The sequence below is a fragment of the Edwardsiella hoshinae NBRC 105699 = ATCC 33379 genome (assembly GCF_000474215.1).
GTDB lineage: Bacteria > Pseudomonadota > Gammaproteobacteria > Enterobacterales > Enterobacteriaceae > Edwardsiella > Edwardsiella hoshinae.
The window spans coordinates 77293-90921 of sequence record NZ_BAUC01000023.1 but is presented as its reverse complement, the minus strand read 5'-3'; the positions used below and the strand labels follow the sequence as shown (position 1 = coordinate 90921).

General features: G+C 58.3%; 10 protein-coding genes and 1 riboswitch. Of the genes, 2 read left to right on the top strand and 8 right to left on the bottom strand.

Annotated elements, in window-relative coordinates; genetic code table 11:
• Nucleotides 1-66: 66 nt before the first annotated feature.
• The 4 genes from thiQ to sgrR all read right to left on the bottom strand — a co-directional run bounded on the left by thiQ (nucleotide 67) and on the right by sgrR (nucleotide 5206).
• Nucleotides 67-771, bottom strand: coding sequence for a thiamine ABC transporter ATP-binding protein ThiQ (gene thiQ / locus EHO01S_RS11410; protein WP_024524073.1), 705 nt, complete (start codon nucleotides 769-771; stop codon nucleotides 67-69).
• Entirely contained in the window at nucleotides 768-2375 is a 1608-nt protein-coding gene (thiP, locus tag EHO01S_RS11405) for a thiamine/thiamine pyrophosphate ABC transporter permease ThiP (protein WP_024524072.1), read from the bottom strand. Before thiP ends, thiQ begins: the two co-directional genes overlap by 4 nt.
• Nucleotides 2351-3346, bottom strand: a complete 996-nt coding sequence (gene thiB, locus EHO01S_RS11400; RefSeq protein WP_024524071.1) for a thiamine ABC transporter substrate binding subunit — start codon at nucleotides 3344-3346, stop codon at nucleotides 2351-2353. Before thiB ends, thiP begins: the two co-directional genes overlap by 25 nt.
• Before the next feature lie 38 nt (nucleotides 3347-3384).
• A riboswitch (TPP riboswitch) is annotated at nucleotides 3385-3484 on the bottom strand.
• A gap of 42 nt (nucleotides 3485-3526) precedes the next feature.
• A complete protein-coding gene (gene sgrR / locus EHO01S_RS11395; protein ID WP_024524070.1) occupies nucleotides 3527-5206 on the bottom strand; it encodes an HTH-type transcriptional regulator SgrR in 1680 nt (559 codons plus the stop codon).
• A 355-nt stretch (nucleotides 5207-5561) separates the two neighbouring features.
• On the opposite strand from sgrR, the gene EHO01S_RS11390 reads away from it, so the two are divergent.
• Entirely contained in the window at nucleotides 5562-7034 is a 1473-nt protein-coding gene (locus EHO01S_RS11390; protein WP_024524069.1) for a DASS family sodium-coupled anion symporter, read from the top strand.
• A 73-nt stretch (nucleotides 7035-7107) separates the two neighbouring features.
• Here EHO01S_RS11390 and leuD read toward each other — a convergent pair whose 3' ends face one another.
• The 4 genes from leuD to leuA are packed head-to-tail and all read right to left on the bottom strand — an operon-like array spanning nucleotide 7108 to nucleotide 11801.
• On the bottom strand, nucleotides 7108-7710 hold the full coding sequence (gene leuD / locus EHO01S_RS11385; protein WP_024524068.1) for a 3-isopropylmalate dehydratase small subunit: 603 nt from the start codon (nucleotides 7708-7710) through the stop codon (nucleotides 7108-7110).
• The gene (gene leuC / locus EHO01S_RS11380) at nucleotides 7703-9118 is read right to left on the bottom strand and encodes a 3-isopropylmalate dehydratase large subunit (protein WP_024524067.1); all 1416 of its coding nucleotides are present in this window, start codon (nucleotides 9116-9118) and stop codon (nucleotides 7703-7705) included. Before leuC ends, leuD begins: the two co-directional genes overlap by 8 nt.
• A 2-nt stretch (nucleotides 9119-9120) precedes the next feature.
• Nucleotides 9121-10212: a 3-isopropylmalate dehydrogenase gene (gene leuB, locus EHO01S_RS11375; RefSeq protein ID WP_024524066.1), complete on the bottom strand. Its 1092-nt coding sequence runs from the start codon at nucleotides 10210-10212 to the stop codon at nucleotides 9121-9123.
• A 2-nt stretch (nucleotides 10213-10214) separates the two neighbouring features.
• Nucleotides 10215-11801 carry a 2-isopropylmalate synthase gene (leuA, locus tag EHO01S_RS11370; protein WP_024524065.1) on the bottom strand — a complete coding sequence of 529 codons (1587 nt, stop codon included), beginning with the start codon at nucleotides 11799-11801 and terminating at the stop codon, nucleotides 10215-10217.
• A gap of 658 nt (nucleotides 11802-12459) precedes the next feature.
• Here leuA and leuO point away from each other — a divergent pair.
• Nucleotides 12460-13425, top strand: coding sequence for a transcriptional regulator LeuO (gene leuO, locus EHO01S_RS11365; RefSeq protein WP_024524064.1), 966 nt, complete (start codon nucleotides 12460-12462; stop codon nucleotides 13423-13425).
• Nucleotides 13426-13629: the final 204 nt, after the last annotated feature.

Here is a 13629-nt window from a genome sequence, read left to right as displayed (position 1 = left end):
GCGCCGCGATACGTTAATTTTGCCGGGGCTCTCGTGGGCTGTCCAATGGCATGGACAGCAGTCGTGTCACGTCGGCGCCTCGCATCCCAGCAGACGTGCCGCGGGCACGCGACCGGCCAGTAACGCGCTGGTACTACCGTCGTAGGCGATGTGACCGTCATCGATGATCAGCGCGCGCGGAGCGATGCGTTGTGCGTCGTCCAGATTATGCGAGACCATTAACAGCGTCAGATGCTGCTGCGTACATACCTGGTCGAGTAGGAGCAACATTTCCGCGCGTAGGGCGGGGTCGAGTGCAGAGAAGGGCTCATCCAGTAGCAGGATCGGCTGATGTCGTAGCAGGCAACGAGCCAGCGCGGCGCGCTGGCGTTGTCCGCCAGAGAGTTGCCCGGGCAGACGCGTCAAGTAGGCGCCGATGCCGACTTGCTCGGCGATCGCCGCCAACTGGCGGCGCTGCTCGGCGTTCAAACGCAGACCGGCGTCCAAGCCTAGCCCCAAGTTTTGGGCGAGGGTTAGATGGGCGAACAGGTTATTATCTTGAAATAGCATCGACACCGGACGGCGTGCAGGGGGGATCAGGCGGCAGTCGTGACCGTCGAGTAAGAGGCGACCGTCACGCGGCGTCAGGAAACCGGCGATCAGGCTCAGTAGGGTGCTTTTCCCCGCCCCGCTAGGGCCAAGAATGGCGATACGCTCACCGGCGGCGGCGTGTAGCGTAAAGCGCAAGGTCTGCTGCTGATAGTGGTAGGTCAGATCATCTAGGTGAATCATGGCGATGTTCTCCCCGCGGGCAAGCGCTCCAACAGGCTAAAGAGTAGTAGACAGACCGACAACAGCACTAGGGCGGTAACGGCTCCATCGGCGCTACGGTAAGCCCCGAGCTGTTGATAAAGGTAAAAGGGCAAGGTGCGGAATTGCTCGTTGCCGAACAGCGCGATGACACCAAAATCGCCTAACGATAGGACGCAAGCGAAGGCCAGCGCCTGTGCCAACGGGCGGCGTAGGGCGCGCAATTCGATCCAGCGCAGGCGGTTGAGCCCGGCGATGCGCAGCGACAGACATAGCGTATCGTAGCGCTCGGCCAGATCGCGCATTGGATACTCCAGCACTTTCATGGCGTAGGGAATAGCCATCAACGCATTGGTCACCATCACCAGTAAGGCCGGGGAGTCTGGTAGACCGACGCTGGCGTTGAGCAACAGAAAGAAACCGGTGGCCAGTACGATCCCCGGCATCGCTAGAATCAGCATACCGCACAGCTCCATGCCCTGTGCCCGCCAGCGCTGTCCGCGCAGAGTAAGCTCACGGCTACTCCACAGCAACATCATGGTCAGGGTGAGCGCCAACACTCCCGTCCCCAAGGCGATATAAAGCGACGTCCATAGCGCTTGCCACAGGGCGGGCTGGTACAGGACGCTTGCGAATGCTTGGTTTACGCCATCCGCCACCACCGCCAGTAGCGGCGGCAGCAGCAACAGCAGGGCGAGGCCGATGGTCAGCGCATCGCCGAGCTTTCGCCAGCCCGAGTCGCGGCCATCACGCCAGACCAGGCGTTGGCTGTATCCGACAGGTAGGACACCGGATAAGCGCTGACTCAACAGGACTAGCCCCAGACAACAGCCCAATTGCAACAGCGCCAACTGAGCGGCCCGCGCCGGATCGTAGTCATAGCTTAACGCTTGGTAGATGGCCAACTCGATGGTGGTGGCCCGAGGACCACCGCCGAGAGCGAGTACCGTGGCGAAACTGGAGAAGCAGAGCATGAAGATCAGCGCCCCGGCAGGGGGCAGTTGGCGGCGTAGATAGGGCCACTCGACCCAACGTAGGATCTGCCAGGAGGACATGCCGAGTTGGGCTGCCAGTTGGCGCTGCTCGACGGGAATGGCCTCTTGCGCCTGAAGCAGCAGGCGGGTCGCCAGCGGTAAGTTGAAAAAGACGTGCGCCAACAGGATCCCCGTGAGTCCGTAGGGACTGAACGTGTAGTCGAGTCCCAGCATGTGGCAGAGTCGAGCCAGCCAGCCTTGGCGTCCATAGACGCTCAGTAACCCGAACACCGCGACTAACACTGGCAGCACTAATGTCATGGCGCACAGGCGCAACAACAGGGTACGGCCAGGGAAACGGCGGCGGAACAGGGCTCGAGAGAGCGCAATGGCTGGCAGCAGTGACAGCAGCGTCGAGAGTGTCGCTTGCCAGAAACTGAAGCGCACCACATGCCACAGATAAGCGTCCTGCCACCATGCACGGGGGGGGCTGGTCGGGGCACTGTGCCATAAGGCGCCGAACGCGAACAGCGCCACCGCTAACAACAGCGTGGCAGCCACCATCCCCGGCCATAGCCAGGTGGGGATCAGCGGCTCAGGGCGTTTTGCCATGAGCGGATCCAAGCGGCGCGATGTTGGGCGACCTCATCGGGAGTAAAGCTGAGCGCGGTCTGCGGTTTGGCTAGGGCCGCGAAGGCTGGCGGCAGCGGTACCGCCGTAACCGGATACATCCAGTTGCCGGTCGGGATAGCCTGTTGGAAGGCGGGGGTGGTGATAAACTGCATGAACTGTCGCGCCAGTGCCGGCTGCGCGCTGTGTTTCAGCATGCCGGCTACTTCAACCTGGAGATAATTCCCCTCAGCGAATGGAGCCGCGGCGTAGCGCTCGGTATGCTCTTCGATGATGTGATAGGCCGGTGAGGTGGTATAGCTCAGCACCATATCGGCTTCTCCCTTCAGGAACAAACCGTAGGCCTCGCTCCAGCCTTTGGTGACGGTAACGGTCTTTTGGGCCAGTTTTTGCCAGGCGTTAGGTGCCTGATCGCCATACACCTTTTGCATCCAGAGTAGCAGGCCTAATCCTGGGGTACTGGTACGCGGGTCCTGGTAGATGACGCGCCACTTCTGTGGCCCTTCGACCAGTTGTTTCAAACTGGTGGGCGGGGTCTTTACTTTCTGGCGATCATAGACGAAGGCGAAGTAGCCGTAGTCGTAAGGGACAAAGGTGGTATCGTGCCAACCGCCTGGTACCGTCAGCGCCTGGGTATCGACTTGGCTGGGGGTAAACAGTCCGCTTTGTTGCGCGGCAGTCAATAGGTTGTTATCCAAGCCGAGAACCACATCGGCCGGGCTGGCCTTGCCTTCCATGCGCAGACGATTGAGGATGGCGACCCCATCGGCCAGGGGCACCAGTTTTAGCTCGCATTGGCAAGATTGTTCGAAGGCGTGTTTGATCTTCGGCCCTGGCCCCCAATCGGCGGCGAATGAGTCATAGGTATAGACCGTGAGGACAGGTTTATCGGCGGCGTGCGCCAGTAGTGGTGCGACTAACAGGGCCAGAAGTGGCCAGATTTTGTGTAACACTTTGCACTCCCTCAGATGGTGGCAAAGGTCTTTGAGCAGCAGCAGGCTCTCTCAAATCCCTCCGCCGGTATTAACCGGATCAGGTTCGACGGGTATGCTCTCAGCCCGCAGCGATGGCGGACACCCCGTTGAGACAGGCGCTTATTGTAAAGAGCGGGTGCGGGTTTAGAAAGTCGTTTGTTAACGGGTGGGCGACGGGGGATGCTCTGGCGGGGCAAACCAGGCGGATTTAAAGTCAAACCAGCCGAGGGTATTCATGCGTACGCCGCGCATGCTGTGCTGGCCGTGTAATTTGAGCCAGTGATGGAATAGGGGGTGGAGCAGATGGCGTTGAATTAATTGTTGGCTCCATTCGGCCATCGCGAGACGCTGTTCCCGCCAACGGCGCGCCTCTTCGGTCAGATCCTGCCCGGTACAGTGGGCGAGCAGCGGCATCTCGTACAGCATGGCAAAGATGGAAAACTCCAGCGGCAGATAAAAGTTGGCGCTGCCCAGCCATAGATCGCTGTTGGCTTCCCCTTGATGCCAACGCGTATAGTCGATCTCTTGCATCTCCAGCGTGACCCCTTGTGCGTTGAGCAGCGGTTGTAGGGCCTGATAGATGGCGTGAAACTCGGAGTGATCGCGGTAGACGGTGATGCGTAGATGGGTCAGTTGCGGTGGTTTAGGCGTGTGGCCAAGCTGGGTATTGTGATGCCAGCGCGGCAGTAAGCCGTAAGCAGGCGACCAATAACGCTGATGCAACGGGCTGGCGTTATTGAGCAAGGCGATGGGGCTTATCGTCTGGCATAACCAGGCGCGGATCGCGGGATCGCGCAGTTGTGCGCTGCGCTGGTCGAACAGCATAAAGTAGCACCCCTCCTCCAGCCGGCTCTCCAGCTCGTCTCCGCCGCCTTCTTCGGCCTGGAGTTGTACCCCGGCGTGTATCAGCGCCTCGGAGATCTCCGGTAACACCCAGATGTTGACCTCATCGATCAACGCCCGATAGCCGAAGTAGGCATCGAAAGCGCGGATCTTCAACTGGGATGGCGTATTACGTACCACCTGATAGGGACCGGTGCCACTCGGGAGACGCGCGAAGTCCGCCATCTGCTGCCACTCCTGCGGCAGGATCATCGCCGGCACGCTGCCGACCAGCCAAGGTAGCCAGGCATCGGCCTCGTGTAGATGGATGTCGATCACGTGGGGCGTGGGTGAGATCACCTGGGCGATGTGACGAAACAGCGCCAGTGGACGCAGACGCTCCAGCGAGGCGATGACATCCGCCATGGTGAGCTCCCGTCCGTGGTGGAAATGAATCGCCGGGCGCAGGTAGAAGCGCCAGTGGCGGGGGGTGAGCGCCTGCCAGTGATGGGCGAGATCGGGCTCGAGTTCCCCGTTTTCCTCATTTATATGCGTCAGACCACTGAAGATCTGACGCGCCAGGTGAGTCTCCGAACGGCGTAGCGGCGAGGCGGGCAGCAGGCCGAGGAGGGGACGATAATAGAGGATGCGTAGAATATGGCGTCCCTGGCGGAAGCTGCGTCCCAGTTGAGCCAACAGCATCTGGCGCGCGCTGTCGCGATCGCCGACCAGCTGTACCAACTGCTCGAAATGATCTTGCTCCATCAGTTCCTCGGCGCGCAGTTGCTGCATCTCTAGAGCGCTGCGCTGGAAACTGAGGTGGGAGTGCTTACCCCGGCCACTGGCGGCTTGCCAGCGTAACCAACCCTGTTGTTGCATGGTATTGAGCAAGGTACGCACGTGGCGTCGCGAGCAACTGAGCGCTTCGGCCAACTGTGCCAGGGTGGTGTGACAACTTTGCCCCTGACAGTGTTGCCACAGGCGGATGAATTGGTGTTGCAGCCGGGGTGTCGACATAAATGAGGATCTCTTAGTTAAAAGTCATCCATTTTTCTTTCCTCATATTAGGCAGATAATGACCACAGATGAAAGAGGCTATCTCTCCGACATCGAAGAGTGTTTCTGAGTAAAGGTGCTTTTCACCGGCCGACGATCGTGGATCGTCGGCATTTTTCTGTTCGGGGCGAGCAGTTGGCAGATAAAAATGTGCCGTACTTCATATGCCCTTCTCCTACCTGCGCTTTTTTCATCGTCGCTATCGTGAACGCGGCTATGCTAACGCGACACTCGCCCGATGGCTGGATAGGTTGCGGCCGGGCGTGTCCATCGAATCGACAATAAAAAAGTATAAGGATGGCCTCGCATGGAAAAAATGGAGCGACTCACGCCGTTAAAACCGTTACCTGCATTGATCGCGTTAGTTATCGGCTTGACGATCTGGTTTATTATTCCCGTCCCCGCAGGGGTGAGCCCAAACGCCTGGCAGCTGTTGGCCCTCTTCGTCGGCACCATCGCCGCCATTATCGGTAAGGCGTTACCCATCGGCGCCGTTTCGGTAGTGGCCATCGCCTTAGTGGCGCTGACCGGAGTCACTAATCCCGGCAAGCCTGCGGCGGCGTTGAATGATGCGCTGAGCGGTTTTTCCAATTCGTTGATCTGGCTTATCGGTATTTCGATCATGGTGTCACAGAGCCTGAACAAGACCGGGTTGGGCGAGCGCATCGGTTATTGGTTCATCGCGCTGTGCGGCAAGCGGACACTCGGCATCGCCTATGGTCTGGCATTGGCGGAGACGTCGTTAGCGCCGGTGACCCCGAGTAATACCGCTCGTGGCGGCGGCATTATTCATCCTATCATGCGCTCCATCGCCGACAACTTTGCCTCGCATCCACGCCCTGGATCGACAGAGAAGATCGGCCGTTATCTCTCTTTGGTTAACTACAACATTAACCCGATCACCTCGGCGATGTTTATCACCGCTACGGCACCCAATCCATTGATTGTCAATCTCATCGCTAAAGGAACGGGCCATGAGTTTGAGTTATCGTGGGGCGCCTGGGCATTGGCGGCATTACTGCCTGCGCTGCTGTCACTGCTGCTGATGCCGCTGGTGGTCTACTGGCTCTATCCACCACAGATCCGTCATACCCCCGATGCGCCGGGCTTCGCACGAGAACGTCTCCGGGCGTTGGGGCCGATTTCCTTGGCGGAGAAGATCACCCTGGCGGTATTTATCCTGTTGTTGGTGCTCTGGGCCGATATTCCCGCTTGGCTGTTAGGCGCAGGCTGGTCGGTCAACGCTACCACCGCCGCTTTCATTGGCCTGGCTATTCTGCTGTGTAGCGGGGTGCTCAGCTGGGATGACTTGCTGAAGTGTAAAGGTGCCTGGGACACGGTGGTGTGGTTTGCCGCGTTGGTGATGATGGCGATGTTCCTTGGCAAACTCGGCTTGATAGCCTGGCTTTCGCAGAGTGTCGGCCTGTTGATCGATGGTCTGGGGATGCATTGGGTCGGTGCGATGGTATTGTTGACCTTGGTCTATGTGTACGCGCACTACTTTTTTGCGAGTACCACGGCGCATATTACCGCCATGTTTGCCGCCTTCTTCGCCGCCGGTTTGGCGTTGGGGGTACCGCCGGCACTGTTCGCCTTGATCCTGGCGTTCTCTTCATCGTTGATGATGTCGCTGACGCATTACGGTACCGGTACCGCACCGATCATCTTTGGATCTGGCTATGTCACGCTAGGCGAATGGTGGAAGACCGGTTTCATTCTCAGCGTGGTGAACCTGACGCTGTGGCTGAGCGTCGGTAGCCTATGGTGGCATTGGCTGGGCTACTGGTAATCGAGCTGGCTATCGAGGGGAACGCTGGACGCGGTATGAGGCCGGCGGGTCGGGTTTCCGGCCCGCCGTGCGCTTAACGCAAGAAGGTGGGACGGCGCGCCTCATAGGCGGCGATGTCCGCCTCATGTTGTAACGTTAGGCCGATGCTATCCAGACCATGGGTCAGGCAGTGGCGCTGGAACGGATCCAGACTGAAGGGGTAATGCTGTCCCCCTGCCTGTAACGTCTGCCGTGCCAAATCAACGCTGAAGGCGATACCCGGTGCCGCGTGGACCAGGGCGAACAGCGTGTCGATTTGCGTTTGGTTAAGCGTGATGGGCAGCAGCTGGCTGTTAAAGGCGTTACCGTAGAAAATGTCAGCGAAGCTGGGGGCGATGATCACCCGAAAGCCGTAGTCACTCAGCGCCCAAGGAGCGTGCTCGCGCGAGGAGCCACAACCAAAGTTTTCCCGCGTTAACAGGATGCTGCCCTGGCGGTAAGGTGCCTGATTGAGGATGAAGTCGGGATTCGGACGTTCGCCAGCGGCGTCGAGAAAACGCCAGTCATGGAACAGATGGCGGCCGAATCCGCTGCGCGTCACCTTTTGCAGGAACTGCTTGGGAATGATGGCGTCGGTATCCACATTGGCGGCGTCCAGCGGCACCACGATGCCGGTGTGAAGAATGAATTCAGTCATGGTTCCCCTCCTGGAACTGGCGGATGTCAGCGAAGTGGCCGCAGATGGCGGCAGCGGCGGCCATGGCCGGGCTGACCAGATGCGTGCGTCCGCCACGCCCTTGGCGTCCCTCGAAGTTCCGGTTGCTGGTCGAGGCACAGCGTTCGCCCGCGGCCAAACGGTCATTGTTCATTGCCAGGCACATGGAGCAGCCCGGCAGGCGCCATTCGAAACCCGCCGAGGTGAAAATCACGTCTAACCCTTCGGCCTCGGCTTGGGCTTTGACTGGTCCGGAGCCAGGTACCACCATGGCTTGTACCCCCGGTGCGACTCGGCGCCCGCGGGCAATAGCGGCGGCGGCGCGCAGATCTTCGATGCGTGAGTTGGTACAAGAACCGATGAACACGCGATCGACGGCGACCTCACTCATGCGTACGCCGGGTTGCAGATCCATATATGCTAACGCCTTACGAGCCGAGGCGCGGGCGACCGGATCGGCCAGCGTGTCGGGGTGGGGGATTGGCGTATCGATGGCGATTACCTGACCGGGGTTGGTGCCCCAGGTTACCTGCGGGGCGATATCGCGGGCTTGTAGGGTGACGACACGATCATAATGCGCATCCGCATCCGATCGCAGCGTGCGCCAATACTCGACCGCCTGTCGCCACTGCTCGCCGCGCGGGGCGAACGGTTTACCGTGCAGATAAGCGAAGGTGGTGTCGTCTGGAGCGACCAGACCTGCCTTGGCGCCCAGCTCGATGGCCATGTTGCACAGGGTCATGCGCCCCTCCATCGACAGTGCCTCCACCGCCGGGCCACAGAATTCCACGACATAGCCGGTGCCGCCCGCGTGACCGAGGTGGCCGATCACCGCCAGCACCAGATCTTTGGCACTGATCCCGACGGCGCTGTGGCCCTCGATGGCGATCTTCATGGTACGTGCCCGTCCCTGCTTCAGGGTCTGGGTGGCTAAGACATGCTCTACCTCGGAGGTGCCGATGCCAAACGCCAGCGCGCCAAAGGCACCGTGAGTCGCGGTATGGGAGTCGCCGCAGACGATGGTGCTGCCCGGTAGCGTCATCCCTTGTTCTGGCCCAATCACATGGACGATCCCTTGGTAGGGATGGTGCAGATCGTACAGTTGAACGCCGAACTCGCGACAGTTGGCGATCAAGGTCTCCATTTGGATGCGCGCCATCTCGCCGCAGGCATGAATATCTCGGCTCTGGGTAGAGACGTTATGATCCATGGTAGCGAAAGTCTGTTCTGGGCACCGTACCCGACGTCCCTTGGCGCGCAGGCCGTCGAAGGCCTGCGGTGAGGTGACTTCATGGATCAGATGGCGATCGATATACAGTAACGGGGTCTCTCCTTCGCCCTGGCGAACCAGGTGAGCGTCATACAGTTTTTGGTACAGCGTCTGACCCATGATTAGGCCTCCTGAGTAATCAGCCGGGCGATGGCATCACCCATCTCGTCGGTGCTGGCCGCCGCACCGCGGGTGATCAGATCGGCACAGGCGATGCCTTGGCTCAACGCGCGGTTGACCGCGTGCTCAATGGCGGTGGCGGCGGCGGGGGCCGCCAGGCTATGGCGCAACAGCAGCGCTAACGACAGGATCTGGGCGATGGGATTGGCCACATTCTTCCCAGCGATGTCCGGTGCCGAACCGCCTGCGGGTTCATACAGGCCGAACCCCTGTTCGTTCAAGCTGGCGGAGGGCAACATCCCCATCGAACCGGTTAGCATGGCGCACTCGTCGGAGAGAATATCGCCGAACAGGTTACTGCACAGCAGTACGTCGAATTGGCTGGGATCTTTGATCAGTTGCATGGTGGCGTTGTCGATATACAGATGATTTAACGTCACCTGGGGGTAATCTCGGGCGATCTCGCTGACCACTTCGCGCCATAACAACGAGCTTTGCAACACGTTAGCCTTATCGATGGAGGTCACTCGGTGACGGCGCGTGGTTGCTGCCTCGAAGGCCAGCCGGGCGATGCGCTCGATCTCGAAGCGGTAGTAGACCTCGGTATCGAAGGCTCGCTGATGCATCCCTTGTCCCTCGCGGCCTTTCGGCTGGCCGAAGTAGATACCTCCGGTCAGCTCACGCACGCACAGAATGTCGAAGCCACGCGCGGCGATATCGGCGCGCAGTGGGCACAAGGCCTCCAGACCGGGGTAGAGGCGCGCCGGGCGCAGGTTACAGAACAGTTTAAAGTGTTTTCGCAGCGGCAACAGCGCACCACGTTCCGGTTGTTCGGCCGGTGGCAGATGTTCCCAACGAGGTCCGCCGACGGAGCCGAACAGGATGGCGTCGGCTTGCTCGCAGCCGCGCAGCGTGGCGGCAGGCAGTGGGGTGCCATGACGATCGATGGCAATACCGCCGATGTCATACTCGCTGGTGGTGATGCGCAGGCCGAAGCGGCTACGGATGGCGTCCATGACTTTATGGGCCTGCGCCATGACTTCGGGGCCGATGCCGTCGCCGGGCAATACGGCAATGTGGTGGTGATGGCTCATCGTTACAGGGCTTCCTTAGTTGTCTGCGTGGCGGAATGGGCGGCGGCATGCAGGCGTTGGCGTTCCTGCTCGACCTGACGCGCGCGCCAGATGTGGTTCAATACATGGATCAACGCTTGGGCGGAGGAGTCGACAATGTCGGTGGTCAGGCCGACACCGTGGAAACGTCGGCCTTGATGTTCGGCGACGATATCCACTTGCCCCAGAGCGTCGCGCCCTTGTCCCTTGGCCGATAACTGATATTTCACGATATCGAGCGGAATGTCGGTGATACGGGTGATCGCTTGGTAGACAGCGTCGACCGGGCCGTTGCCGGTCGCGGCTTCGGCGCGGATTTCATCGCCGCAGATCAGTCGTACCGAAGCGGTGGCCAGCACACTGCTGCCCGATTGCACGCTGAAGTATTCCAGACGAAAGTGATCGGCGTCTTCCTGCTGGCGGTCGATGAAGGCTAATGCCTCCAGATCGTAGTCGAAGACCTGACCTTTTTTGTCCGCTAGGCGCAAGAAGGCGTGGTACAGCCGCTCCAGATCGAAGTCGTTCCCCTCGCGGTAACCCATCGCCTCCATACGGTGCTTGACGGCGGCACGCCCGGAACGGGAGGTCAGGTTTAACTGGGTCTGCGGCAGACCAATCGACTCGGGAGTCATGATTTCGTAGTTTTCTCGGTTCTTCAGTACGCCGTCTTGATGAATGCCAGAGGAGTGAGCGAAAGCGTTGGCGCCGACCACCGCTTTATTGGCCGGGATCGGCATGTTGCACAGCTGACTCACCAGTTGACTGGTGCGGTAGATCTCCTGGTGATGAATGGCGGTATGCACCTGCAACAGGTCGGCGCGGGTTCGGATCGCCATGATCACCTCTTCCAACGCGCAGTTGCCGGCGCGTTCGCCGATCCCGTTCAACGTGCCCTCCACCTGGCGCGCACCAGCCTGGATCGCGCTGATTGAGTTGGCGCAGGCCATCCCCAGATCGTCGTGGCAGTGCACGGAGATCACTGCCTGATCGATGTTCGGTACACGTTCGAACAGGGTATGGATGATAGTGCCGAACTGATAGGGGGTGGTATAGCCTACCGTATCGGGAATGTTGATGGTCTTAGCGCCAGCGGTAATGGCGGCTTCGACGATGCGGCACAGGTTATCGATGGGCGTGCGCCCGGCATCCTCGCAGGAAAACTCGACGTCGTCGGTGTAGCGTCGTGCGTGTTGGATCGCCTGGCGCGCCATGGCGATGGCGTCATCAAATGAACGGCGTAGCTTGGACTCCAGATGCAGGGTCGAGGTGGCCAGGAAGGTGTGGATTCGGAAGGCCTCGGCGGCGCGTAACGCTTCGGCTGCCGCGTCGATATCGGCCTCCACGCAACGCGCCAAGGCGCAGACCCGGCTGTGCTTGATCTGCTGGGCGATGGCGCGTACGGAGTCGAAGTCGCCGGGGGAGGAGACGGGGAAACCGACCTCCATCACGTCGACGCCCATGCGTTCCAAGGCCAGGGCGATTTGCAGTTTCTCTTTTACGCTCAGGCTGGCTTGCAGGGCCTGTTCACCGTCGCGCAGCGTGGTATCGAAAATAATTACCTGTTGGCTCATCGTTCCATTCCTCGTGAGAGTTCCCTGTGGTAAAGCGCCGCGCAGTGTTTTTACTAAAAAAAAACCCGCGCTGTTGCGCGGGCTGGTGGATCGGGGGTGAGAAACTTAGTGGTAACCTCCGCCCATACGCCATCCGCGCAATGCCGCTGCGAGAATAAGTAGTAGTAGGTTCTGGCGTATGAACATCATCATGTTACCCATTCATTGTGAATCATCGATTGATATAAAGTGATACTGGATAGTTTTTGCCTTGTCAACACATCGCTGCCGCGTGGCGGTGTGGGCCAGCGCGGCGTCGACAAGAGGTTATTTTGCCTAATTGGATAAAACCAGGATGATACATTGTGCTCTGACTCGTTTTTTTAATCGAGGACGGTAAAGAATATAAATAATTTGTAAATGTGTTTAGTAAATAATAGAAAAATTCTGAATAAATAATCCGAAATAATTTAACGGTACTTTCTTAATAATTAAGTACAGCTACACTATTAATCTATAGAATATTTGTTGGATAAGTTATTGTAGATATTTTTCTTATATTATAGACTGACAGTCATAATCATATCTAATGACTTATTTTTTAGAATAATTAGACAAAATAAGTTTATATCCGGCGCCTGCGCCGGTAGAACCAGGGTAAACGCGCAGGGAGGTTGCAATGACAGAGACGGAACATGAGAATCAGATGCCCTCGGCAGAGGGACATCCTAGCGCGGAGAATAGTCTGCGTAATGTCGATCTCAATCTATTGACCGTGTTCGACGCAGTGATGCAGGTACAGAGTATTACCCGCGCGGCACGGTCGCTAAATATGACCCAACCCGCCGTAAGCAATGCGGTAGCTCGCCTGAAACTGATGTTTAATGATGAGCTGTTTATGCGCTATGGGCGTGGTATCCGCCCGACGAATCGGGCTTATCAACTGTTTGGGCCGGTTCGTCAAGCGTTACAGATCGTGCGTAATGAGTTGCCGGGAGCCCGCTTTAAACCGGAGAGCAGTGAACGCCTGTTTCATATTTCCATTACCAGTCCCGTGGATATATTACTAACGGCCAAGCTGTTTAAACAGATAAAACAGTATGCGCCGCGGGTGCAAGTCAACTTTGATTCGTTAGTGAATGAGCAGATCGAGCGTAAATTACGCTATCAGGAGAGTGATTTTCTGATCGATTATCAGGATCTGCCGGGTGATGAATTTTGCTGTGAGGCGCTGTTTGAGGATAAGTTTGTATTGGCGGTCGCCCAAGCGCATCCCCGCATCGGTGCGGAATGTACGCTACGCAACTTATTGCTGGAGTCACATGCCGTGGTCAGCATTAATCAGTTCTCCAGCGTCAGTCGCTTTTTTTATGCGCATACCGATCTATTTCGCCAGATGGCCTACCAGGGGACAGACTTAAGCAGCGTATTAAGCATGGTGTCGAAGACGGAGATGGTGGCGATCGCCCCAAGTTGGATGGTGGAGCAATATGCCGATTATCTCAAGATCCGAGCGGTTACGCTGGTGGATATCGAGACGCGGCGCACCTGTTTCTTCAATTGGCATCGGGCTTCCGAGCGCGATAGCGCCCACGTTTGGCTGCACCAGTTGATGAGTGAATTCGGGCAACGCTATCGCGGGTAAGCACATGGGCAGCAATCGCTGCCCTACGCGCATTATATAGAGGATTATTCCGGTCATTATCCATAAGACCTTATCGAAGAATCATCGCAGGTGATGAGCGAAAATCTATGGCTGCGCACACGTTTCCAGGCGATAACGGTTGATTCATGCACAGGAAACGGTAGACTGCGCGCGAATTTAGTGCACACCTGTAAGCTGAAATCG

Excerpts from the sequence above, each read along its gene's own strand:
- sgrR (WP_024524070.1), bottom strand. The coding sequence starts at position 5,206 with ATGTCGACACCCCGGCTGCAACACCAATTCATCCGCCTGTGGCAACAC.
- leuD (WP_024524068.1), bottom strand. The coding sequence starts at position 7,710 with ATGACTGAATTCATTCTTCACACCGGCATCGTGGTGCCGCTGGACGCC.
- thiQ (WP_024524073.1), bottom strand. The coding sequence starts at position 771 with ATGATTCACCTAGATGATCTGACCTACCACTATCAGCAGCAGACCTTG.
- thiP (WP_024524072.1), bottom strand. The coding sequence starts at position 2,375 with ATGGCAAAACGCCCTGAGCCGCTGATCCCCACCTGGCTATGGCCGGGG.
- leuC (WP_024524067.1), bottom strand. The coding sequence starts at position 9,118 with ATGGGTCAGACGCTGTACCAAAAACTGTATGACGCTCACCTGGTTCGC.
- leuA (WP_024524065.1), bottom strand. The coding sequence starts at position 11,801 with ATGAGCCAACAGGTAATTATTTTCGATACCACGCTGCGCGACGGTGAA.
- EHO01S_RS11390 (WP_024524069.1), top strand. The coding sequence starts at position 5,562 with ATGGAGCGACTCACGCCGTTAAAACCGTTACCTGCATTGATCGCGTTA.
- leuO (WP_024524064.1), top strand. The coding sequence starts at position 12,460 with ATGACAGAGACGGAACATGAGAATCAGATGCCCTCGGCAGAGGGACAT.
- leuB (WP_024524066.1), bottom strand. The coding sequence starts at position 10,212 with ATGAGCCATCACCACCACATTGCCGTATTGCCCGGCGACGGCATCGGC.